20 protein-coding genes and 1 pseudogene are annotated in these 23,530 nt (G+C 66.0%); 16 read left to right on the top strand and 5 right to left on the bottom strand.

Annotated features, from left to right (window positions below; genetic code table 11):
- A pseudogene (locus HMPREF1136_RS04375) lies at positions 1-600 on the top strand (N-acetylmuramoyl-L-alanine amidase family protein); the annotation flags it as partial.
- Positions 601-671: 71 nt separating this feature from the next.
- On the opposite strand, the gene coaA reads toward HMPREF1136_RS04375, so the two are convergent.
- A complete protein-coding gene (gene coaA, locus HMPREF1136_RS04370) occupies positions 672-1,619 on the bottom strand; it encodes a type I pantothenate kinase (protein ID WP_034504878.1) in 948 nt (315 codons plus the stop codon).
- A gap of 180 nt (positions 1,620-1,799) precedes the next feature.
- Here coaA and glmS point away from each other — a divergent pair, with 180 nt between their 5' ends.
- The 15 genes from glmS to tsaD all read left to right on the top strand — a co-directional run bounded on the left by glmS (position 1,800) and on the right by tsaD (position 16,966).
- Positions 1,800-3,713: a glutamine--fructose-6-phosphate transaminase (isomerizing) gene (gene glmS / locus HMPREF1136_RS04365; protein WP_009648116.1), complete on the top strand. Its 1,914-nt coding sequence runs from the start codon at positions 1,800-1,802 to the stop codon at positions 3,711-3,713.
- 202 nt (positions 3,714-3,915) lie between these two features.
- Positions 3,916-4,467, top strand: coding sequence for a hypothetical protein (locus tag HMPREF1136_RS10855; protein ID WP_156791841.1), 552 nt, complete (start codon positions 3,916-3,918; stop codon positions 4,465-4,467).
- Between the two features lie 40 nt (positions 4,468-4,507).
- Positions 4,508-4,897: a helix-turn-helix domain-containing protein gene (locus tag HMPREF1136_RS10610; RefSeq protein ID WP_083836227.1), complete on the top strand. Its 390-nt coding sequence runs from the start codon at positions 4,508-4,510 to the stop codon at positions 4,895-4,897.
- Entirely contained in the window at positions 4,890-5,345 is a 456-nt protein-coding gene (locus HMPREF1136_RS04355) for a hypothetical protein (RefSeq protein ID WP_009648108.1), read from the top strand. Before HMPREF1136_RS10610 ends, HMPREF1136_RS04355 begins: the two co-directional genes overlap by 8 nt.
- Positions 5,346-5,719: 374 nt before the next feature.
- Positions 5,720-6,619, top strand: coding sequence for a GRP family sugar transporter (locus HMPREF1136_RS04350; RefSeq protein ID WP_009648119.1), 900 nt, complete (start codon positions 5,720-5,722; stop codon positions 6,617-6,619).
- 329 nt (positions 6,620-6,948) lie between these two features.
- Positions 6,949-8,694, top strand: a complete 1,746-nt coding sequence (locus HMPREF1136_RS10280) for a bifunctional ADP-dependent NAD(P)H-hydrate dehydratase/NAD(P)H-hydrate epimerase (RefSeq protein ID WP_009648112.1) — start codon at positions 6,949-6,951, stop codon at positions 8,692-8,694.
- Positions 8,695-8,754: 60 nt separating this feature from the next.
- On the top strand, positions 8,755-10,017 hold the full coding sequence (gene alr / locus HMPREF1136_RS04340) for an alanine racemase (protein WP_009648111.1): 1,263 nt from the start codon (positions 8,755-8,757) through the stop codon (positions 10,015-10,017).
- Positions 10,014-10,607, top strand: a complete 594-nt coding sequence (gene tsaE / locus HMPREF1136_RS04335) for a tRNA (adenosine(37)-N6)-threonylcarbamoyltransferase complex ATPase subunit type 1 TsaE (protein WP_009648118.1) — start codon at positions 10,014-10,016, stop codon at positions 10,605-10,607. The genes alr and tsaE overlap by 4 nt, the downstream gene beginning before the upstream one ends.
- A gap of 9 nt (positions 10,608-10,616) precedes the next feature.
- A complete protein-coding gene (tsaB, locus tag HMPREF1136_RS04330; protein ID WP_009648100.1) occupies positions 10,617-11,312 on the top strand; it encodes a tRNA (adenosine(37)-N6)-threonylcarbamoyltransferase complex dimerization subunit type 1 TsaB in 696 nt (231 codons plus the stop codon).
- Positions 11,309-11,758 (top strand): ribosomal protein S18-alanine N-acetyltransferase, encoded by a 450-nt coding sequence (gene rimI, locus HMPREF1136_RS04325; RefSeq protein WP_009648103.1) that lies wholly within the window; start codon positions 11,309-11,311, stop codon positions 11,756-11,758. The genes tsaB and rimI overlap by 4 nt, the downstream gene beginning before the upstream one ends.
- Positions 11,759-11,989: 231 nt before the next feature.
- On the top strand, positions 11,990-12,703 hold the full coding sequence (locus tag HMPREF1136_RS04320; RefSeq protein WP_034504872.1) for a succinate dehydrogenase cytochrome b subunit: 714 nt from the start codon (positions 11,990-11,992) through the stop codon (positions 12,701-12,703).
- A 16-nt stretch (positions 12,704-12,719) separates the two neighbouring features.
- Positions 12,720-14,699, top strand: coding sequence for a fumarate reductase/succinate dehydrogenase flavoprotein subunit (locus HMPREF1136_RS04315; RefSeq protein ID WP_009648105.1), 1,980 nt, complete (start codon positions 12,720-12,722; stop codon positions 14,697-14,699).
- A complete protein-coding gene (locus tag HMPREF1136_RS04310; protein WP_009648120.1) occupies positions 14,696-15,439 on the top strand; it encodes a succinate dehydrogenase/fumarate reductase iron-sulfur subunit in 744 nt (247 codons plus the stop codon). The genes HMPREF1136_RS04315 and HMPREF1136_RS04310 overlap by 4 nt, the downstream gene beginning before the upstream one ends.
- A gap of 152 nt (positions 15,440-15,591) precedes the next feature.
- The gene (locus HMPREF1136_RS04305) at positions 15,592-15,831 is read left to right on the top strand and encodes a hypothetical protein (protein ID WP_009648114.1); all 240 of its coding nucleotides are present in this window, start codon (positions 15,592-15,594) and stop codon (positions 15,829-15,831) included.
- A gap of 79 nt (positions 15,832-15,910) precedes the next feature.
- Positions 15,911-16,966: a tRNA (adenosine(37)-N6)-threonylcarbamoyltransferase complex transferase subunit TsaD gene (tsaD, locus tag HMPREF1136_RS04300; protein WP_009648102.1), complete on the top strand. Its 1,056-nt coding sequence runs from the start codon at positions 15,911-15,913 to the stop codon at positions 16,964-16,966.
- Positions 16,967-16,989: 23 nt separating this feature from the next.
- Here tsaD and HMPREF1136_RS04295 read toward each other — a convergent pair whose 3' ends face one another.
- The 4 genes from HMPREF1136_RS04295 to HMPREF1136_RS11015 form a co-directional block, all read right to left on the bottom strand.
- Positions 16,990-18,555, bottom strand: coding sequence for an alpha/beta hydrolase (locus HMPREF1136_RS04295; protein WP_009648104.1), 1,566 nt, complete (start codon positions 18,553-18,555; stop codon positions 16,990-16,992).
- Between the two features lie 2 nt (positions 18,556-18,557).
- Positions 18,558-21,236, bottom strand: coding sequence for a bifunctional lysylphosphatidylglycerol flippase/synthetase MprF (locus HMPREF1136_RS04290; protein ID WP_034504867.1), 2,679 nt, complete (start codon positions 21,234-21,236; stop codon positions 18,558-18,560).
- 154 nt (positions 21,237-21,390) lie between these two features.
- Positions 21,391-22,560, bottom strand: a complete 1,170-nt coding sequence (locus HMPREF1136_RS04285; protein ID WP_009648106.1) for a glutamate--cysteine ligase — start codon at positions 22,558-22,560, stop codon at positions 21,391-21,393.
- Between the two features lie 66 nt (positions 22,561-22,626).
- The coding region (locus HMPREF1136_RS11015; RefSeq protein WP_009648110.1) for a class I SAM-dependent methyltransferase at positions 22,627-23,530 on the bottom strand (904 nt) is incomplete at its 5' end.

Here is a 23,530-nt window from a genome sequence, read left to right as displayed (position 1 = left end):
ACCCCGGTACCCGCCCCCACCCCGGATCCCGCGCCCCAGCCTCGCACAGGCCAGTGGAAGTCCGGCTATTTCGGCTGGTGGTACGCCTACTCTGACGGCACCTACGCCGAGAATGAGACCCTGGTCATCGATGGACTCACGTACCGCTTCGATGCGAGCGGCTACCTGAAGATGGGCTGGGTCCACGAGGCCGGACACTGGTATTACCACGGTAGCTCCGGAGCCCAGCAGGTCGGCTGGGTGAAGGATCGCGGCTCCTGGTACTACTTCGACCCCGCGACGGGAGCGATGACGACCGGCTGGACGCAGATCGGTGGGTCCTGGTTCTACATGTCCTCCTCCGGCGCGATGCGTACCGGCTGGGTGAAGGACGACGGCACTTGGTACTACCTGTCGCCCTCCGGCTCGATGACCACCGGCTGGACGCAGATCGGCGGCTCCTGGTACCACTTCGGCACCAGCGGTGCGATGACGACCGGCTGGTATCAGGAGGGCCCGACCTGGTTCTACCTACGAGGCAGCGGCGCCATGGCCACCGGCTGGGAGCTGATCGGCTGGACCTGGTACCACTTCGCGCCCTCGGGCGCGTGGATCGGCTAACCGAGTTGCCACGTGAATGACGAGGCCGTGGCCGGGTATTCCGGCTGCGGCCTCGCCCGCGTGGGGGAGGGTCAGTCCTTGCGAATCGCCAGGGACTCGACGCGGTGATCGGCACCCTTGGTGAAGATGAGGGTGGCGCGCTCGCGGGTGGGCTGGATGTTTTCGCGTAGGTTCGGCAGGTTGATCGCATTCCACACCATGTGTGCGGTGGAGACGGCTTCGGTGTCGGTCAAGGATGCGTAGGTCTTGAAGAATGAGTCCTCGCGGGTGAACGCTGTCGCTCGCAGTTTGAGGAAACGCTCGACGTACCACTGCTCAATATGTTTCTCATCGGCGTCGACGTAGATGGAGAAGTCGAAGTAATCGGAGACGGCGACGGAAATGGAGCCGGGCGCGGAGCGTGGGGGCTGGAGGACGTTGAGGCCCTCGACGATGAGGATGTCGGGGCGGTCCACGTCGATGTAGGTGTCTGGAACGATGTCGTAGGTGACGTGGGAGTAGACGGGGGCCTTCGCGTGGGGGTTGCCGGCTTTGACGGACGCGAGGAAGGAGATGAGGGCCGTGCGGTCGTAGGATTCGGGGAATCCTTTACGGGCGATGAGGGAGCGCTCCTGCAGGATGCGGTTCGGGTAGAGGAAGCCGTCCGTGGTCACCAGGTCCACGCGGGGCGTGGAGTCCCAGCGCGAGAGCAGGAGCTGGAGGAGGCGGGCGACGGTGGACTTGCCGACGGCGACCGACCCGGCGATGCCGATGACGAAGGGCGTCGAGTGAGCGTCGGATTCACCCAGGAATGCGTGGCGCTCAGCGGAGATGCGCCGACGCCCGTCGATGTAGAGCTGGAGGAGGGCCGACAGGGGCCGATAAATCGTGTCGACCTCGGTCATGTCGATGGGGTCGCCCAGCGACGCGATCTGGTCGATGTCCTCCTGAGTGAGCGGCAGGGGAGTGCGGTCGGTCAGGGCATCCCACTCGTGGCGGTCGAAGCGCGCATAGGGGCTGGGGTTGGCCCGCCATCCCACGTTCGGGGTCGTTCCCGACGAGGCCGTGGATGGGGTGGGCGAGGAAGCGTCAGTGGTGCTCACGGGGTTATTGTCCCTCACATAGGATCCTCTTGCGCCCCGTGTTCACCTGACGTACTCCACTCGAAGCGACACGCGTTCAGTGTGCCGGGACGGGACCGATGTGTTGGAATTAGGGGCATGTGCGGAATTGTTGGACATATTGGATGTAAGGCTTCCCAGCGCAGCCGCGAGGTAATCCTCGGCGGTCTGGCGCGCCTGGAGTACCGCGGCTACGACTCGGCGGGCATCGCCCTGACCGGCGCGGATGGCCTCTACGTGTGCCGCGCGGTCGGCAAGCTCGTGAACCTCGTGGAAGAAGTCGACGCGGATAGTCCCGCCGACGCTGTCGCCGGCATCGGGCACACCCGCTGGGCGACCCACGGGCGCCCCACGGTCGCGAACGCCCACCCCCACACGAGCCCCGACGGTCGTTTCTCGCTCGTGCACAACGGCATCATCGAAAACGCGGACACCCTGCGCGCCGCCCTCGTCGCCGACGGCGAGACCTTCGCTTCCGAGACGGACACCGAGGTGGTCGTCCACCTGCTGGCGCGTGCCTACGACCAGGCCACCCCGGCCTCGTACACGGGAGCGGTCGCCGGGCTGACCGGGACCGACGAGGAGGTCGCGCGCCGACTGGTCGTCGCCATGCGCGCCGTCACCGCTCAGCTCCACGGCACCTTCACTCTCCTGGTTGTCTCCAACCAGTCCCCGAACGTCATCGTCGCGGCCCGCCGCTCCTCCCCGCTGGTCATTGGCCTAGGCGAGGGCGAGAACTTCCTGGGGTCGGACGTGCTGGCCTTCGTCGAGCACACGAACCGTGCCGTCGAAATCGATCAGGACCAGGTCGTCGTCGTCTCGGCGAGCGACGTGACCGTCATCGACCCCGACGGCATGCCCGTGGCTCTCAAGGAGTACGAGGTCGACTTCTCCTCCGACCGCGCCACCAAGAACGGCTGGCCGACCTTCATGGAGAAGGAAATCCACGAGCAGCCCGACGCCGTGGGTGCGACCCTCGCCGACCGCATCGACTCCTTCGGTCACCTGGCCCTGGACGAGGTGCGCATCCCCGAGTCCGTCCTGCGCTCCGTCGACAAGGTCATCATGATCGGCTGCGGCACCGCCTCCTACGCTGGCCAGGTCGCCCGCTACGCCATCGAGCACTGGTGCCGCATTCCCGTCGAGGTCGAGCTTTCCAGCGAGTTCCGCTACCGCGACCCCGTCGTCGGTGAGAAGACCCTGGTCGTCGCCATCTCCCAGAGCGGCGAAACCATGGACACGATCCAGGCGATCCGCCACGCGCGCGAGCAGGGCGCGAAGGTCGTTGCCATCGTGAATACGCCCGGCTCGACCATCTCGCGCGAGTCCGACGCCGTGATCCTCACCCACGCCGGCCCCGAGATCGCGGTCGCCTCCACGAAGGCCTTCACCGCGCAGGTCGCCGCCTGCTACATCCTGGGCCTGTACCTGGCGCAGGTGCGCGGCAACAAGTACGCCGACGAGATCGCCGACTACATGGAGAAGCTCGCGCGCGTCCCCGAGGCCATCGCCCGCGTCCTCGAGAACGGCGAGACGGTCCGCCAGTTCGCCCGCACCATGCAGGACGCGACCTCGGTCATCTACCTGGGGCGTCACGTCGGCTTCCCCGTCGCCCTCGAAGGCGCGCTCAAGCTCAAGGAAATCTGCTACATCCACGCCGAGGGCTTCGCCGCCGGCGAGCTCAAGCACGGCCCCATCGCCCTGGTGGACGAGGGACAGCCGGTCATCGTCATCGTGCCGACCCCGCGCCGCCCCGAGCTGCACGGCAAGGTCCTGGCCAACATCGCCGAGGTCCGCGCCCGCGGTGCCCGCACGATCGTCGTCGCAGAGGAAGGGGACACCTCCGTCGACGAGTTCGCCGAGGTCGTCTTCCGCGTGCCCCCCGTGCCGACCCTGTATGCACCGCTCCTGACCGTCGTGCCGCTGCAGATCTTCGCCTGCGAACTCGCCACCGTCAAGGGGCTGGACGTCGACCAGCCGCGCAACCTGGCCAAGTCCGTGACGGTGGAGTAATCCACCCGCGCGGGGCGCATGCCCCGTGAACGTTCCCGGGCCTCGTTCCTCATCTGGGACGAGGCCCGGGCCGCTTTTACGGACCGGTGTCAGTTTCCTCATGCTCGTGGGCGACTGTGAGTTCCCCTTGCATGTTGTACGAGGCAAGCCGTCGACGGCATGTGCGCTCACAATTCAATACCACCCGGCTACCATGGAATTCATGAGTGTCGCAGATAATTCCTCCAGGTCGAATGCGTGTCTCGACCTGCCTGCGGACTTCTATTGGTATGGCGGCGGTAATGGAACGGCTCAAGAGCACATCAGCTTAGCTGTAAATGCTCTTATGGCGGCCATCAAGGAGCCAACGAACCGTCGCTGGAATCCGTACCAAGAGGCGATGATCCGCGCGAGTTTTAGAAAGCGCCTGGAAAAAGCCGCACAAGGCAAACTTCGACCACCGGAAGAACTGAAATCTCTGCGCGGTGGTGTTGCTCTCTTCGAAATTCGCTGGCGGGACATTGATGTTCGCGAAGTTAATTCCTCAGGGATTGACTCCTATGCTCAGGTTGAGGTCCGTCTCATTCACGCTCAACCATTCGATCAGCTAGGCCTGTGCATACTAGGCCTTCACGCTCATGAGAAGGTGATCATCAAGGGCAACCCGGCTGCGACCAAGGCCGCGCAAGACACTGAGATCAACATTGCTGAACGTCGCCTCATCTCTGGATATTCCACAAACTGGGGTGTCGAGCGGCGCACACAACATGACTGAAGTTTGCATAACACCATCTCACACTTATATAGTTTAATCTATGACTTCAGTGAGTGATGAGAGCCTTGAGCGCCGCGCAGATCTGCTGGTCGATGCGAGGGATCGTCTTCTCGAGGGTTTGGTAAGGCTCCGCAAGGAGCATAAGCTCAGCCAGCAGACTGTAGCCGAGCGTATGGGCGTCAGTCAGCCTACGGTCGCTGCGTTTGAGCGCTATGACGCTAACCCGACTGTGTCATCCATCATCCGGTACGCGATGGCCGTCAATGCGCTCCTCGACATCAAGGTTGTCGATGACTGTGGTGAGGGCGTGCCCGCTACGTGGCAGATGACCGGAGCCGCCCAGGCAACTGTTCGTGTGCCTACGCCCTCGCGTAAGACGCAGGCGGTCGCCGACGACTGGAGTATTACGCAGGAGCCAGCTCATGTCTGATGTGCCCCTCTTGGTAAGCGTCGAAGAGATGCTTGCAACTGCGAAACTCCAACTTGTGGACATTCGCTTTGATCGCCTGTCGATTGATCTTGTGGATGATGCTCCCCAGGCTGGTTCCGATCTTGACGGTAGTGAGCCTACGCCGATCGAGATCAACTGCATGCTCGGAACTCGGCAGGAAGGCAAACGTTTCGGAACACGGTTTGAGTTCCGGATCACGGCTCCACAGTGGCAGGCTGTTATCGCAGTCATTGCCTACTATGAGGGGTGTCAGGAGTTTGTTCTCTCCCCCGAAGCGCCTGCTGACTTTGCATCGAAAGTTGCGCTCATGGCGGCGTTTCCTTACGTTCGTGAAGCCCTCAGTGATTTGACCACGCGGGTTACCGGCACGGCAGTTCTCCTGCCTCTCATTCGCCCCGGCCAAATCACTTTCGCTCCCAATAAGTAGTCTAGGCGGTTTTCTTACAAGGGCTGTGCGCGTCTCTTCCGTATTTTGTTCGCCCTATAGTCCGACACCAGGCTGCAGCCCCGTGAACGTTCCCGGGCCTCGTTCCTCATCTGGGACGAGGCCCGGGCCGCTTTTACGGACCGGTGTCAGTTTTACGGATCTGGGGCGTGCGCCGCGTCATCGAATGGGTCTGATCTGGTGAAAGGTTTCACGATGTGCGTGTGAAACAGCAGCCAAAACCGCGATGGAGATTGCAGGCGAGGGGGAGGGGGCGACTAGCGTTGAAGAGGTGGCGGCGCGCCCGCCGCACCATCCAACGCAAGCAAGCCCCGGCCTCGTGAAACGGGGCCGCGACCACCCCAGGAGGTGCGCACATGACTCTGTCCACGATCCTCATCGGCATCCTGCCCTCAGTCTTCTTCGGCGTCGCTACGACGCTGATGGGAAAGACCGGTGGCTCAGACCGCCAGCGAGTCATGGGCGCCGTCCTCGGCGGCCTGCTTATGGCTGCCGTCGCCACCCCGTTCCTGCACCCCGCGTGGACACCCCTGAACCTGGGCGTCTCCTTCCTGACCGGCCTGCTCCTCGGCGTCGGCGTGTGCGATCAGCTGCGCTCCTACTCGGTGCTCGGCATGAGCCGCACGATGCCCCTGTCCACCGGCGGCCAGCTGGTCCTCATGTCCCTGGCCGGCATCGCGATCTTCGGCGAGTGGCTCCACGGCGGCGCACTGCCCTACGGCCTCGCCGCCATCGCCGTCCTCATCGTCGGCATCTGGTTCCTCTCCCGCTCCGAGTCCGGCTCCGACGCGGCCTCCCTCGACTGGAAGCGCGGCGCGTTCCTGCTGACGACCTCCACGCTGGGCCTCGTCGCTTTCCCGCTCATCATCAAGTGGTTCGGCATCCAGCCCGCCGAATTCCTCCTGCCCCAGGCGATCGGCTACACCGTGTACTGCGGCGTGTTCTTCGCGATCCAGGGCCGCGGAGGAGTAGCCCCCGAGGACTCGCTGCGCCACCGCCGCATGCTCCCCTCGACCTTCAACGGCGTCCTGTGGGGCACCGCCATCCTGCTGCTCCAGCTCAACTCCAACAACCTGGGCGCCGGCACCGGCTTCACGCTCTCCCAGCTCGGAATTCTGATCTCCACCCCGCTGGGTATCCTCTGGCTCCACGAAACCCGCACGCGCAAGGAGCTGCGCTGGACCATCATCGGCGTTGCCCTGGTCATCGTGGGCGCGGTCCTGGCGGGCGTCGCCAAGACCCTCGACGTCGCCTAACCGGCGCGTTCACTCCCCCGGAGTCGGGGGAGTGAAGAGCTGGACGGGCTGGCCCCACAGGACCGTCTGTCGAACAGGTTCCATCGGGGGCTGGCCCCGGCGCGCGCGTTTTTGGTGCGCTCGTCGTTGCCTCGAGCAGCCCGTGGCTCGACCTCATCGTGAAGGTAGCGCGCGACTGTCGCATCGGTTCCCAGAGGGCGCGCGCGACTGCCGTGAAGCCGGAGGATCTCAGGACCGCAGTCCCTCCCAGGCCTCGGCGCAGGGCCTCGTGCCCGCGAGCGCCGTCGGGAAGCGCGCGGAGGCGCGCGAAGACATGGGACAATGAAGACATGTTGACATGTGACGGCCCCGCCCTGACGTTCCCGCAGGCGCGCTCAATCGAAGAGCGCTTTGTCCGCGAGGCTGCGGAGATCGATGACCCGGACCTGTACATGCGCCAGGTCGGCGACGCGGTCGCGCAGCGCGTTGCCCGACTCGTCGGTGACACGGCCCCTCTGTTGACCGAACCTCACGAACCCGTTGTCCCCGGCCCTCGGGCGGATGTCGTCGCCTTCGTCGGAGGCGGCGACAACGGTGGCGATGCCCTCTACGCATGCGCGACCCTCGCTGACATGGGCGTCAGCGTGGCGGCGATCCTGCTCAAGTGCAAGCGCCACTCCCGCGCGCTGCGCGCCGCCACAGCATCCGGGGTCACCATCGTGGACCTCAAGGGAGACTCAATCAGCACAGTTCTTGACTCCCCGCAGCTCTCCCTGGTGGTATTCGCGAAAGTGTGGATCGACGGCATCGTTGGCATCGGCGGCAAGGGGGCCCTCAGAGGGAACCTCGCGGAGGCCGTTGAGCGGCTCAATGAATACTCGATCCTGATGCGCCCCGCCATCGTCTCGATTGATGTGCCCTCGGGCCTGACCGACGACGAGGGGAGCGTGACGGGTGCCGTCATGCGTGCCACGCACACGATGGCCGTGGGCAGCTTCAAACGCGCCCAAATCCTGCCGCCCGCCGCGCAGTACTGTGGTGCCTTGGAACTCATCGAGATGAAGTGGACCGGACTCGTTGGCCAGACGCCCGCTGACACGGAGGAAACGAGCGGCGAGGTCCCGGTGTACTTTTACAAGGGAACCGGCGGCAGTCGGTTCGTCCAAGTCCCGGCCTTCGACGACGACAAGTACGCGCGCGGTGTCGTCGGCCTCGTCGCGGGATCCGACACTTACCCGGGTGCTGGCCTGCTCGCCACGCGCGGGGCTTTGGCATCGGGCGTCGGCATGGTCCGCCTTAACTCGACCCGCCGTGTCCAGGACTTGGTCCTGGCTGCCGAACCGGGTGTCGTCATGGTGGGCGGGCGCATTCAGGCAGCCCTCATCGGGCCAGGCCTGGACGAGGAGCGCCGCGAGGATGCGCTCGAACTCGCGCAATTCTGCGGCCAGTCCGGTGTGCCGCTCGTCATCGACGCCTGGGCCCTCGACCTGATTCCCGAGCTGGCGGACACCATCAACCCCGAGACCACCGTCCTCACCCCGCACCACGGGGAGGCCGCGCGCCTGCTGACGAGGCTTGGCACGCCGACGAAGCGGGATGAGGTAGCCGCGGCCCCCCTGCGCAACGCGAATCTCCTCCACGATGCCACGGGCTGCCACGTCGTCCTCAAGGGCCCCGTCACCGTTGTGCGGTCCTTCGAATACGCGGACAAGCTCCGTGATCAGGCGCTGCTCGCCAGCTTCATCAACCCGGAGTTGGGCTTCCCCGACCTGGACACGATGGAGCAGACAAGCAGCCGCTGCGACTCCACGCTGGTTGCGCCGACCACCACGTCGTGGGCAGGCACAGCGGGCAGCGGCGACGTCCTGGCCGGCCTGATCGCCGGTATCCTCGCCCGCCCCGTCAGGGACGAGCACGCGCTGCCGGGACCCGACGGAAAACCGCAGGCCGTGACGCCCGAACGACTGGTGTCGGCCGTGTGGCTCCACGGTCGCGCGGCGACGTTGGCCACCGATCGGTACAACGGTCACGCCCCCATCCAGGCGCGCGATATTGCTGACGCAATCCCGGAGGTCCTCGCCGCCTTCGGTTTCTGATATGGAAGAGTGCAGGCGCAGCCGCACGGCGCGCTCGGGCCTGCGTGAGATAATAGGGGAGTGACTTTCACGAACGAACACGGTCAAGGACGGGATTACCCGTCACGCGCGGTCGTCGACCTGGCCGCTATCCGTCATAACCTGGGCGTCCTGCGCGCCGCCGCCCCTGACGCGCTCCAACTCGCGACCGTCAAGGCCAACGCCTACGGTCATGGCCTGGTTCCCGTCGCGCTCGCGGCCCTGGAGGGCGGTGCCGACTGGCTGGGGGTCGCGCAGCTGGCCGAAGCGTTCACGCTGCGCAAAGGCCTCGACGAGGCCGGGGTTGCGCGCGCCGACGCCCCTCTCCTCGCGTGGATTTCCACCTCCTCCTCCGATTTTGCTGCGGCCATCGAGTCCGATATTGACGTCTCCGTGTCCTGGACGTGGGTGCTTGCCGACATCTGCGCCGCCGCCCGGCAGGTGGGGCGCCCCGCGCGCGTTCACGTGAAGATTGATACCGGCATGTCCCGCGCGGGTTCGACCCTGGCGGACCTGCCCGCCCTGGCCTCGGCCCTGCGCATGGCGGCCGACGAGGGACTCGTCGACGTCGTGGGCGCGTGGAGCCACATGTCGCGCGCCGACGACCCCACCGAGGCGGGCAATGCCTCGACCGCGAACCACGTGCGCATCTTCGAGGAGGGGCTGGCAATCCTGGCCGACGCGGGCATTACGCCGCGCATCCGTCACCTGGCCGCCACCTCCGGGATCCTGTGGCACCCCGAGACGCACTACGATATGGTCCGCGCGGGCATCGGCCTGTATGGTCTGAGTCCCGACCCCGCCGTCGCGTCCTCGTCCGAACTCGGCCTGGTTCCCGCCCTGACGCTGACCGCGCCCCTCACCTCGGTCAAGGTGATCGAGGAGGGGACCCCGGCCTCGTACGGAGGAACGTGGATTGCACCCACGCGCCGGTGGATCGGTCTGGTCCCCCTCGGCTACGGCGACGGCATTCTGCGCGCCGCCTCCAACCGCGCCCGTGTCACCGTCCACACCGCTTCCGGTCCTCTCGACGCGCCCCAGATCGGGCGCGTGTGCATGGACCAATTCATGATCGATCTGGGACCTGCCGACGGCGAGGCGGACACCCCGACCGCGCGCAGCGGACAGGCACCCGCAGCAGTCGGTGACCTCGCCGTGCTCTTCGGCGCTGACCCATCCCCTATGGCCGACGACTGGGCGCGCGCCGCGAACACCATCAACTACGAAATCGTCACCAACCTGGGCGCACACATCCCGCGCGCCTACATCGGTGATGCCGACGCGACTGACGGGACCCCCTCATGAGCCAGCCCATCGCCTCCTACGCCGTCGAAACCAACGACGCTGACCAGACCCGCGCGCTGGGTGAGGACCTCGGTCGCGTCCTGGCCGCCGGCGACCTCGTCATGCTGTCCGGCGGACTCGGTGCCGGCAAGACTACCCTCACGCAGGGCATCGGCGTGGGCATGGGCGTACGTGGCCGCGTCGCCTCCCCGACATTCATCGTCGCCCGCGTCCACCCGAACCTCGGCGGTGGCCCCGACCTCATCCATGCGGACGCCTACCGCATCACCGACCTGAACGACCTGGAGACCCTCGACCTGGATTCCTCCCTCGACGAGGCCGTCACCGTCGTCGAATGGGGCGACGGCAAGACCGAAGCCATGAGTGAGGAGCGCCTCGCCATCGAGGTGCGGCGCGCCTCGGGAGGACAGGCGCAGCGCGACGGGGACGTCATCGACCTGGAACACATGGACGACGGCCGCCGCCGCATCGTCCTGCGCGCCCACGGGCACCGCTGGGACGGCATCCTCGAGGACATCGTCGCCGCCCACGGGGGAACGCGCATCGACCAGGACGCCCCTGAAGGCGACGAGTCCGCGACCGACGAGTAGGATCACACCGTGCGAGAGATAGCCCTGGACACCCAAGCAGCCACTGCCGTCGCGATCATTGAAGACGGTCGGGTCATTGGCCGCGCCCACAACGACTCCGGGCGACACCACGCCGAATCCATCACGCCGCTCGTCCGCGAGGCCCTCGGTGATGCCGGCCTGCCCTCCACCCTGGCCGATGCGGGGATTGATCGCGTGCTCGTGGGCACTGGGCCCGCCCCCTTCACCGGGCTGCGCTCCGGCCTTGTCTCCGCGCGCGTCCTCGCCCGGGTCGCAGGCGTGCCCGCCTACGGTGTTTCCGCCCTTGACGTCATCGCCCGCCAGGGCCTCGACCTGCTCGCCCCCGACACCCGCGTCTACGCGATCGCCGACGCGCGTCGCCGCGAACTCTACTGGGGGGCCTTTGTGGCTGCCGGACCCGACGACGTCGCCCTTGAAGGACGCCTCGAAGTTGGGGACGTCTCCTCCCTGCTTGGCGCTATGCGACACGACCCCGGCCTCGTCGTCGCCGGAGCTTCCGTCCCCGCGCACTCCGCGTCCGCTCTCGCGCGCGCCGACCTCGGCCCCCAGGTCGATCTGGACCCCGCCGTCATGAGCCGCATCGTCGCCACGCGACTGGCCCGCGGCGAGGATGAGCGACTGCGCACCGACCCCCTCTATCTGCGCCGCCCCGACATTCACGGTCAGCCCACCGCGCGCCTATGAGTCCCCAGCTGCGCGTCGCGGGTCCCGGCGACCTCGACCTTGTCGCTGCCCTCGAGGCCGAGGTTTTTTCAGAAGACCCGTGGACGTCCTTCATGATCGCTGAGGAACTCTCCTCCCCGGCTTCGCGCTACTGGATCGCGATGGACGGCTCCGGCGACGTCATCGGCTACGGCGGAGCCAAGGTCGGCGGTGACCAAGCTGACGTCATGACGATCGGCGTGCGCGCCCACGCGCGGGGTGCCGGCGTCGGGGCCACCATCCTTGACGCGCTTATGGCCTGGTCCCACGAGGCCGGGGCGCGTGAGATCTTCCTCGACGTGCGCCCCTCCAACGAGGGTGCCATCGCGCTTTACAAGTCGCGTGGATTCGTCGAGATCGGGCGCAGGCCACGCTATTTCCGCAACCCCGTCGAAGAGGCAGTCGAGATGAGGGCACCCCTGATCTGAGGAGATGCGACGACCACCGCCAAATAGGTACGGTCGGTGTATCAAAATTCGTGCTTTCAGACCCCTGTTTATGAGGCCGATAGTCCTAGGTGTTTTCATTGCGATTGCGGGTCAAGGAGCGTGGAAGAACCGCGGAAAATAGCCGAAAATGACACCGTGTCGACAAGAGCGGCGCATCGCCTCGTGCCAACGTCCTACGAGGCGGACGAAAAGCGTCGATATGCTCAATCCATGGCCACTCAAAATGTCGCAACGAAGAAGCGCCGCGCGTGGACCACCAGCGTCTTTATTAAGCAGCTGATGGCCGTCTCGGGCTTCGTTTTCGTTTTCTTCTTGCTGTTCCACTCTTACGGCAACCTCAAGATGTTCCTGGGCGCGCAGGTTTACAACGACTACGCGCACTGGCTGCATGAAGAGGCTTTCGTGCCGATCTTCCCGCACGGCGGATTCATCTGGGTTTTCCGCGCCGCCATGGCGCTAATGCTCATCATCCACCTGTGGGCCGCTGCCTACACCTGGAAGCGTTCGCGTCGCGCTCGCTCCACCCGCTACGTCGTGAAGAAGTCCGTCACGGACTCCTACGCGGCCCGCACCATGCGTATGAGCGGTGTCCTTATCCTGCTGATCCTGATCTTCCACATCGCTCACTTCACCACCGTGAGCCTGCCCGCGAAGGTCGCCAATTTCGGCGCTGACGTCGCCACGCCTTACGACCGCATGATCGCGTCCTTCCAGTCGCCGGTCCTCGTGATCCTCTACGCCGTGTTCGTCGGCTGCGCGTGCATCCACGTCTCTCACGGCTTCTGGTCCATGTTCCAGTCGCTCGGCTGGGTGCGTCCCGCCACCCGCAAGCCTCTGGTTCTCCTCTCGGGCCTGGTCGGTCTGGTCATCTTCGTGATGTTCATGGCCCCGCCCGTCGCCATCGTCACCGGCTTGATCCACTGAGGAAGGGCACGCAATCATGACCGATAAACTTATCCACGGCCTCTACCGTGAAGGCGAGAAGATCGCCGACACGAAGGCTCCCCACGACGTCCCGATCTCCGAGCGCTGGGCACGCCGTCAGTTCGAGGCAGCCCTCGTGAACCCGGCGAACCGCCGTAAGCTGCGCGTCATCATCGTCGGTTCCGGCCTCGCGGGTGGCGCTGCTGCCGCCTCGCTCGGCGAAATGGGCTACAACGTCGACTGCTTCTTCTACCAGGACTCCGCCCGCCGCGCGCACTCCATTGCCGCACAGGGTGGTATCAACGCCGCGAAGAACTACCGCAACGACAACGACTCCGTCTACCGTCTCTTCTACGACACGGTCAAGGGCGGCGACTACCGCGCCCGCGAGGACAACGTCTATCGCCTCGCCGAGGTCAGCGCCAACATCATCGATCAGTGCGTCGCGCAGGGCGTCCCCTTCGCCCGCGAGTACGGTGGTCTCCTCGATAACCGCTCCTTCGGTGGTGTCCAGGTGTCCCGTACGTTCTACGCGCGTGGCCAGACCGGCCAGCAGCTCCTGATCGGGGCCTACCAGGCGCTGGAGCGTCAGGTCGCCGCGGGTACCGTCACCGAGCACTCGCGTCACGAGATGGTCGAGCTGATCGTCGATGAGGGCAAGGCGCGCGGCATCATCGCCCGCGACATGTCCACCGGCAAGCTCGAGACCTTCATCGCTGACGCGGTCGTCCTGGCGACCGGCGGCTACGGCAACGTGTTCTTCCTGTCCACCAACGCGATGGGCTGCAACGGTACTGCCATCTGGCGCGCGTACCGCAAGGGTGCCTACTTCGGCAACCCCTGCTTCACGCAGATCCACCCCACGTGCATCCCCCAGCACGGCGACCAGCAGTCGAAGCTGACCCTCATGTCGGAGTCGCTGCGTAACGACGGTCGCATCTGGGTTCCCAAGCGCGCCGAGGACTGCGAGAAGGACCCGCGTCAGATCCCCGAAGAGGATCGCGACTACTACCTGGAGCGCATCTACCCGTCCTTCGGTAACCTCGTGCCCCGCGATATCGCATCGCGTCAGGCCAAGAACATGTGCGACGAGGGCCGTGGCGTCGGCCCGAAGATTGACGGCGTCGCCCGCGGCGTCTACCTCGACTTCTCCGAGGCCATCTCCCGTATGGGCAAGGCGGCCGTCTCCGCGAAGTACGGCAACCTCTTCGACATGTACGAGCGCATCACGGGCGACAACCCCTACGAGGTGCCGATGCGCATTTACCCGGCCGTCCACTACACCATGGGTGGCCTGTGGGTTGACTACGACCTCGAGTCGAACCTGCCCGGTCTGTACGTGGCCGGCGAGGCGAACTTCTCCGACCACGGCGCAAACCGCCTGGGTGCCTCGGCGCTCATGCAGGGTCTGTCAGACGGCTACTTCGTCCTGCCCAACACGATCAACGACTACCTGGCGCACTGCTTCCACCTGCCCAAGCTGGACGAGAACTCGCCTTCCGTCAAGGAAGCCCTTGAGTCGGCTCAGGGACGCATCGACACCCTCATGTCGATCAATGGAACCCGCTCCGTGGATTCGTTCCACAAGGAGCTGGGCAAGATCATGTGGGAGTACTGCGGCATGGAGCGCACCGAGGCCGGCCTGAAGAAGGCCATCGGTATGATCCGCAAGCTGCGCGCCGACTACTGGAAAAACGTTCGTGTTCCCGGCAAGTCGATCGGCGAACTCAACCAGTCCCTCGAGAAGGCCGGTCGCGTGGCTGACTTCATGGAACTGGGCGAACTCATGTGCATCGACGCGCTGCACCGCGAAGAGTCGTGCGGCGGCCACTTCCGCGCGGAGTCTCAGACTCCCGAGGGCGAGGCCCTGCGCCACGACGACAAGTTCCTGTACGTGGCGGCCTGGGAGTTTGCCGGTGACGGCGAACCCCCGATCCTCCACAAGGAAGACCTGATTTACAACGACATCGAGCTGAAGCAGCGGAGCTACAAGTGAACCTGACACTGAGGATCTGGCGCCAAAACGGTCCCGAAGACAAGGGCGCAATTCATGAATACCAGGTGAAGGGAATCTCGGAAGAGTCCTCGTTCCTGGAGATGCTCGACGTCCTGAACGAAGAGCTCTTCGCACGCGGCGAGGAACCCATCGCCTTCGACTCCGACTGCCGCGAGGGCATCTGCGGTCAGTGTGGCATCGTCATCAACGGTATCGCTCACGGCCCGGAGGTCACCACGACCTGCCAGCTGCACATGCGTTCCTTCAACGATGGCGACGTCATCACGATCGAGCCGTGGCGTGCGTCGGGCTTCCCGATCATCAAGGACCTGGTGGTGAACCGCTCCGCCCTGGATCGCATTATCCAGGCCGGCGGCTACATCTCCGTGAACACGGGGGCAGCGCCCGACGCGCACGCGACCCCCGTTCCGAAGCAGGACGCGGATCGCGCGTTCGAAGCTGCGGCCTGCATCGGCTGTGGTGCGTGCGTGGCTGCTTGCCCGAACGCCTCCGCGATGCTCTTCACCTCCGCGAAGGTCACGCACCTCGGCCTGCTCCCGCAGGGCAAGCCCGAGAACTACAAGCGTGTCGTGAACATGCTCAACCAGATGGACGAGGAGGGCTTCGGCTCCTGCTCGAACATCGGTGAGTGCGCGGCGGTCTGCCCCAAGCAGATCCCGCTTGACGTGATCGCAAACCTGAACCGCCAGCTCGGAAAGGCAGCCTTCAAGGGCGTCTGATCCGCCTGAGTGGCCTTGGGCCCGGCGCACCAACGTGCGCCGGGCCCTTTTGCGTCCTCCACCTCCGACGGGTCCCTTGTGTGAGTGCTCGCGGGTGTTGTGATCTGAGGCGTATCATGGAGACGTCATCGGGGCTCAGAGAGGAGCTTGCCATGCAATTTGACGAGACCGGACCGAACACGCACACGCGCCGTTACTGGGTCAGTGCAACGGTTGCAATTGGCGCAATGGTTGTTTTTGCGATCCTGTCGATCCTTCTGCTCCTGGGGGTTGTTTTCGGCTCCCCAGCAGTCAAGCTCGTCGCCGATTCGCTTGTCCCGTGGTCCCTGCTGGTGTTTGCCATCGCTGGCGTCGCGATGATCGTCGCCAACAAGCGGTCCGGACAGGATTGAGACTTCGACGGTTCACGACATGACGCACGCCCGCCCCTGCGGGCGGCGTCACCGTGCGCGCAGACTTAGACTAGAGGGCGTGAATAACCCCCTGGTCCTTGGTATTGAGTCAACGTGCGACGAGACGGGCGTCGGCCTGGTGCGTGGCACGCAGCTGCTGGTTGATCGCACGGCTACGTCGATGGACGAGTATGCCCGCTACGGCGGTATCATCCCGGAGATTGCGTCGCGCGCGCACCTGGAGTCGTTCCTGCCGACGCTCGACGCTGCCCTCGACGAGGCCGGGGTGACCCTGGCAGACGTGGATGCAATCGCGGTCGCTGCGGGTCCTGGTCTGGTCGGTTCGCTGACGGTGGGTATCTGCGCGGCCAAGGCCCTGGCCTCGTCCCTGGGCAAGCCGCTGTACGGCGTGAACCACGTGATTGGTCACCTGGCCGTCGACAAGCTGGCCGAGGGGCCTCTTCCCGAGCATTTCATCGGACTGGTGGTCTCAGGCGGGCACTCGAACATCCTGGAGATCCGCAATATCGCGACCGACGTCGTGGAGCTGGGCGGTACCCTGGACGATGCCGCAGGCGAGGCTTTCGATAAGGTCGGGCGTCTCCTCGGCCTGCCCTACCCGGGCGGCCCCCACGTGGATCGCCTGTCGCAGCAGGGCGACCGCGAGGCGATCCGTTTCCCGCGCGGCCTGGCCGCCGGTAAGGACAAGGAACGCCACAAGTACGACTTTTCGTTCTCAGGCCTCAAGACGGCCGTGGCTCGCTACATTGAGGGGACGACCGCGCGCGGCGAAACCGTCAGCAAGGAAAACGTGTGCGCCGCCTTCTCCGAGGCCGTCAACGATTCGCTGACCGCTAAGGCCGTGCGCGCGGCGCTGGACACCGGCTGTGACACGATTGTCGTGGGCGGCGGCTTCTCCGCCAACTCGCGGCTGCGTGCCCTCCTGACGGAGCGAGCCGAGGCCGCGGGCGTGACCGTGCGCATGCCTCCGCTGCGATTCTGCACGGATAACGGTGCTCAGATCGCAGCGATCGGCTCGGAGCTGGTGGCAGCTGGCCTGCCGCCGTCGGACTGGGACTTTTCGCCGGATTCGGGCATGGAGCTGACGACGACCTACGTGCCCCCGCGCGCCTGAGCAGCGGCGCGCGGGGAGGGGCCTCAGCGCAGTCCCTCCATGAAGGACTCGGCGACGGAAGACCACGAGGTGTAGAAGCCGCCTGCCATGTTGGCGCACACGCCGATGAAGGCGGCGCAGGCGAGTGCAGCCGCGCTCAGGCACGCCAGTCGCGCCGCGTAGGTGACGCATGAGGCCGCCGGGCGTGGCAGCGTCGCGATGATGCGCGGCATCGGCAGGCGGAAGAAGCGCGAGCGAGTTGAGGGCAGGTCTGCGTCCCCAGCTAGGGCGGCACTCCACGTGCCCGCGGAACGCCAGGTGAGGGTCACGAACGCAGCGGATAACAGAGCCAGCACAGCAAGGCTCACGAGGCCGTTGGGTGCGGTGGGCCGCACCGTGTGCGTGACGTTCGTGGCCGGCACGATGGAGGCGTAGGCTTCGGATGCCCGCGCTGTCGCCGCAGTCGGAGATGATCCCAGAGCGTTTGCGACCTTGTCGGAGGAACCCCACCATGCCAGCATCGTCGGGATGTGCTCCCTCCACAGGGGGCCTGCGTGCCCGCCGGTGGGCGGAATATCGGTTGTCACGGTGTCGGGAGACTTGACGGCCTTTGCCATCTTGACGGCGGCGGGGGCGCCGCCGGCCCCGTCGTCTGCGGCGGCCATCGCGTAGATGCGCAGCCCGTCGGGGACCCTCTTGGCCAGCATCGTGGAGAGGGTGTTATCCGCCAGGTACTGGTCGCCGAGATTCGTCATCTGCCCCTCGATCTGCGTGTCATAGCCGGAGAGGGAGGCGGCTGCACCGAAGGTCTGGGGCGTGCGCATCGCCGTCCACACCGCGCAGTAGGCACCCGCGGAGAAACCGCCGAGCATCCACGCGTCGCGCTTGTCGGAGGTATTGGGGAAATTGTGGCGGACGAACGCGGGGATTTCGTGCGCGGACCACGTGTAGACGGCGGGTCGATCCTCGATATCCGCGCAGTCGTGCGCCTCCTCGTCGACGCTCAGGGACGGGACGACGATGATGGTGGGTGGGATGATCCCGGCGTCGATGGCGTTGTCGAGGGCCTCCTGGACGTGGGCACCCTGCGTGGTGCCGTCGGCCTCGCCCGGGTACCCGTGCAGCAGCTCGATGACCGCGTAGGTCTTGCCGTCGGTGGGGGAGTAGTCGCGTGGTGCGATGACGAAGACGGGCAGCGTGATGCCGCTGATCGGCCCCGTCCACGTGGTGGTGAGCATGCCGTCCTCGGTCCTCGTGAAGGTCGCGTCGAGGCTGGAGGAAGCAATCGGCTGGTCGCCGATTGTAACCTCGCCGCCAGACTCGGCCACCGGTTCGTCGACGTTGGAAGCGATGAGCGCAGCCAGGTCACCGCTGGTCTTGACGAGGCCGAGAGAGCGGTTGAGGATCAGGGCCCCCGTGGCCGTCACGAGAAGGATCGGCACGAGGATGAGGACCGCGCGGCCCAGCCAATGCCTCGTGCGCCGGGGGAAATGCCTGGGTGTCCAGCGCGGCAGGAGGAACGCCCCCGCGAGGAGGGACAGGACCGCGAGCACGGCGACGACCGCGAGGGTGCGTCCCGAGGTCAGGGAAATGGATCCGAGAAGGGACATGGTCACTCCTTCGTGGAGGGGGTTGACGAGGCCGTGGCAGCGCCGCGCTGATCGGTGGTTGTGGGCGTGGCCGAGGAGGGGGACGACGCGGAGGTGCGCTGTGTGGCGCGGGCAGAGCGCAGGTCGCCGACGCCCTTCGCGGCGAGCTTGGCGAGGCCACCGGTGACGGAAGCCAGCAGTGTGAGGGTCTGGGCGGGGGAGAGCGAGGGCACGTAGGCGTGCGAAATGGCAAGTCCGACGGTGGCCAGTGAGGCGGGTTCGGGGACAGCCAGGTACAGGGGCTGCGTGCGTGGCTTGAACTTGCGTTTGAAGGCGTGCAGCGAGGTGAAGCCGTAAAGAGGCTCCATGATGGCGGCGAGGGCGTCGGTCAGAGGTCCGAAGGCGGACGTGTCGTCGGCGGAGCGCCTCAGGGGAGCGCCGGAGAGGGACAAGAACTCCAGGCCTTCTTCCTGGGCAGCCAGAGCGGCCTTGCCGATGAGGAATTCGATGGCGGGACGCCAGCCCGTTGCGCGGCGACGCATGACGTCGAGGGTCAGGCCGACGACCTGGCCGCCGCGATAAACGGGCAGCCACGAGGTGACGGCGTGGATCGTGGAGTCGGCGTCGATGGCAACGAGGATGCGCGTCTCAGGGATCGCGAGTTCGCGCACGCCTCCGAGTGTGAAGCCCATTTCGGGTAGTGCCTTGTCGGAACTCCACGCCTGCGAGATCACGGTGATCTGGTCTTTCCATCCCTGGGGGCATTCGTCCCAGGTGGTCCAGCGGGCCTCGACGCCTTCACGGGTGGCATGGTTCATGGCGGTGCGTACGTCCTGGTAGGCCTTGCCCTTGAATGCCAGGTCAGGCAGGTCGAGGAGTGACTCTTCGGCGACCTGCATGATCGTCCAGCCCTCGTCGCGGGCGGCGTAGGCCAGGTCCTCGTGGACGGAATAGAGCGCCGGTGTGAGGCCCGCAGTGGCGGCGAAGGAAGAAAACTCAGCGATTGCCTGGGAGGCCTTGCCTTCCTCGTAGGCCAAGTCGGTGACTGTGAGCGCGACGCCTCCGGCTCCCCGGTAGGCAACCCCGGCCTCGTCGAAGGGGGACACCCACACCTGGTTGCCTTCCCACATGTTCATCCAGCCGAGCGTTCCGCCCCCGTGTGCGCGCACGAGCGACGTGAGGTCGTCGAGAGGTGAGGACGCGGGGATACGAGGCAGCGCGAGGAGGGCGCGCAGCACGAGGGCGAGGGTTCCCGCCCATGCAACGAGGGGCATCCACAGGACGGGAGCCTCAGCCAGGAGAGTCATGGGCACGAGCGAGGGCTCGAAGATCGATGCGGTCGCCGTGGGCAGGAGTGCGAGGGCGTAGTCGTGGAAAACCTGCAGGGGCGTTGCGTTGGGCGCGTCCGAGATGTTGGCACCCGAAGCCAACGAGGAGAAGGGAATGAATGAGTCGCTCGTGAGGAGTCCGAGCACGAGGACTGCCGCCGCGCACACAGCCATGAGGATGAGCCAGCGGCGTGCCAGCGTCGAGGTCGTGGATGGCGCGGCGTGGATCGTGAAGGATCGGCGCATCCACCAGGTGATGGCGCACAGCGCGACATTGAGGAGGATAGGCATGAGCAGCAGGGAAGCAGCCGTCGTCACCTCGGGACGCAGGGGGTCATCCGGCCCGTTCCATGCAAGGAGTTCGACGGTGGTTGACGTCAGCGTCGAAACGCCGAGGATGCCCTGGAGAATGAGGGTGCCAACGTAGGCGGCCCGCCTTCCCCTACGCAGTCCGTAGGCGAAGATCAGTTGCAGGGTGACGGGTGCCAGGCACAGAAGGGTTGTGATGACTCCCGTACGGCCCTCGAGCCACCAGGCCGGCCCCAGCGACCAGCGCATTTGCGCGAGGGGGCCTTCGGGCGCGGAGGAGACAACCGTGAGGGCTGCGGCGCACGCCCAGCACAGGGCAGCGATCGAGGCGAATTGGCGGCCGAGCGTGACCTCGTCGGTGGTTTCGGAGTTGGAACCCCGTACACCCAGCAGACGAGCAGCGATCATGCCGGCCAGGAGCGCCCACACGCGCGCGTAGGAGATCGCCGAGCCGAGGATCGCGGAGGAGAGAGCGAGGATGCCGATGAGGAGGAAACGCGCCCTCCACCGCCAGCGTGCCCCTAGCGACTGCACGGCGGCACCAGCCAGGGCGATGAGCATGAGGCTCGTCCCCCACAGGGTTCCTTCGCCGATGGCCTGGCCCCACTCGGTGATTGCGCGCTTGAGCAGGGGCAGGGTCGCCCACGTCGCGGTGACGCCGACGACCTGTCCGGCGAGCGCGGCAGCGATCCACACGCGGGTGCCCAGGTGGCGTTCGGCTGCGCCACCCGCGACGATCATCGTTGCGATGCCGAGGACGGCGGTGGCCAGGAAGTGCCCGGGGACAGCTCCGACGGAGGAAAAGATCGACCACCAGTGGGAGGCTGAGGGGCTAGCCTCAAGGACACTGAATTGGTCGCGCCACACCCAGTAGGTGGCGGACATCAGGGTCAGGGCAACCGTCACGACGGTTGTGGCAGGGGCGTGGGACAGCCATCGGACCGTCAGGCGCGCCAGCGATGAGAGCAGAAGCCAGAGGGTGCGTGCTGTTGCGCTCAGTGGCGCACCGATCCTGCGAAAAGTGGTGCGGCGGGGCTCGGGCGAGTCCGTCTCTTCTTGCGACACGGTGATATCCTCTCAAGCCATTTCGTTTTTCCGGAGGATAGGATACTCCGATAGCCTGGAAGTGGACTAATAGTGCGCTGGGAAGGTGTCTGCTCAGTCACGAGGCTGTGGCCCCGCCCCGGACGCGCCTCGCTGCCGCGCCGGGGACGTGGGGTCAGGCGCTCAGGGCTGCGAACTCGGCGAGTGCCAGGGGACGACCCGCAGCCATCTCGGCGCGCATGAGGTCCACGACGGCGTCGAGGCCCTGGCCGGGGCGTGCGGCCGCGGCGACGGCGCGCTGGCGCTCGTAGGCGGCTCCGATTGACAGGATCGTGTCCAGGTCGGCGAACTCGCGCGCGCAGCCAAGATCAGCGGCCACGGGAGCCAGCTCTTCCTTCAGGCGTGCGATGCCGTCGCGGGCGCTTTCGGTCGTGCCGTCGCGCGAGACGATGAGGTCTGCGTCCAAGCCGTAGCGGGCCGAGCGCCACTTGTTTTCCGCGACGAACCAGTCCGGTAGGACGGGCAGTGGCTCACCGGCGTCGTATAGGCGCGAGAAGTGCTCGACGAGGACGTGGGTGAGGGCCGCGAAGATGCCGACCTCAGTGGCGTTCGTCGCCGCGTCGTACATGCGGTTCTCGATCGTGCCGAAAGTCGGCGAGGGGCGGATATCCCAGCGGACCTCGTCGAAGCCCTCAATGACGCCCGTACGGATCATGTCGTCCGTGTAGGCCTCCAGGTCCTCCCACGTGTCGAACTGACGCGGGATACCGGCGGTGGGCAGCTGCTGGAAGACCATTGCGCGGTTGGAGGCGTAGCCGGTGTCCTCGCCTGCCCAGAACGGTGAAGACGCGGAGATCGCCTGCAGGTGGCCCAGGTAGGCTGTGAGTGCAGCCTGGATCGGCAGGATCTTCGCGCGGTCTTCGACGCCGACGTGTACGTGGACGCCGTACAGGAGCATCTGGTGGCCCCAGTAGGCGGTGCGCTCGACGAGCTGGGCGTAGCGGCGTGAGTCGGTGACGCGCTGGCGGCCCGGGCGCGCGAAGGGGTGTGTGCCGGCGGTGGCCAGGTCAATGCGCAGGTCCGAGGCCAGGGGGGTCAGGTAGTCGATGCAGTCGGTCAGGTCAGCGACGCACTCGGCGACGGTCGAGCGCGGCTTGGAAACGACCTCGATCGTGTTGAGGAGCATCTCGCGATGGATGCCGGGATAGAGCTTGCCGTCGGTCGTGGCGCGGTCGATGATGGCGTCTGCGCTTTGACGCAGATCGTGCGAGTCACGGTCGACGAGCTGGAGCTCCCACTCGACACCGAGTGTAGAACGCTGGGAGGAACCGAATGGCAAGGTCATGATCGATCCTTTCGCTGATTTCCTCCATTGTGTCAGGGCCTCGCTGTGTGCCGGTGGAGAGCTTCCTTACAGGTTTTTGGGCAACCTCTTGCAGATGATCGCGCGGTGACGCCCGGCCAGGCGCGTCGCAATGACTGTCAACTGGGCGCTACCGCCGCCCAGCTTGAGAGATTTGCGCAGCTCGTCGGGATTGATGTCCGCGCCGCGTTTCTTGATCTCAACACTGCCCGCGTCTCGCGATGTGAGCGCTGCAGAGATTGCCTTGGCGCGAAGGTTTGTCACCTCGAGCACTTCGAAGCGGTCATAGAAGGGGTTATCAGGTAAATCGTCGCCTGTCAGATAGGCGATTTTGTCGGACACGATACCCGCCCCGGTCTTGTCAGCGAGACGCCCGAGCAGACCCGAGCGAATCACCGCCGGATCGGCTTCCGCGATGAAAGCCCCGAGGGGGGTAACCTCCACGCGCTCGGCGGGCGTATTCGCAGCCATCCCCTCGGGGGAGGAGAGGGCATGGGCTGCCCCGGCCTCGTCCAGGAGGAGGCAGGACCGTCCCCGGCCCTCCGGTGCCAGTGCGGGAGACCAGAGGGAAGCTTCGACGAGATCGCCGCTCACGCTCACCCACTGCGCATGCCAATCCGCCGGAATGACGTCATGCGCGATACCGGGCGCCACCTTGACGCCGACACGCTCAATCGCATGCGCCCAGCCGAGGACCGCGGACAGGGGCGGGGACCAATCCTCCGGGTTTGTGATGCGCGCCGACCCGCGCGAGGCCCCCGTACGCCGGGCGGGGTCGGCGAAGATCGCGTCCACGCCCTCGGAAGCCAACTCCGCGATATCCAGGTCCATGACGTCGCCCAGGCGAACCTGCGCTCCCTCGAAATCGCGCAGATTCGCGGCCACGGCCCCCGCCGCCTCCGGGTCGATATCAACCGCGAGAACATCCAGGCCCAGGCCCGCAATCGCCAGC

It is taken from the genome of Actinomyces sp. ICM47 (assembly GCF_000278725.1).
In the GTDB taxonomy this organism is placed as follows: Bacteria; Actinomycetota; Actinomycetes; order Actinomycetales; family Actinomycetaceae; genus Pauljensenia.
Note: the sequence above shows the minus strand (reverse complement) of the source record. Positions and strands in the feature narration are given on the sequence as shown.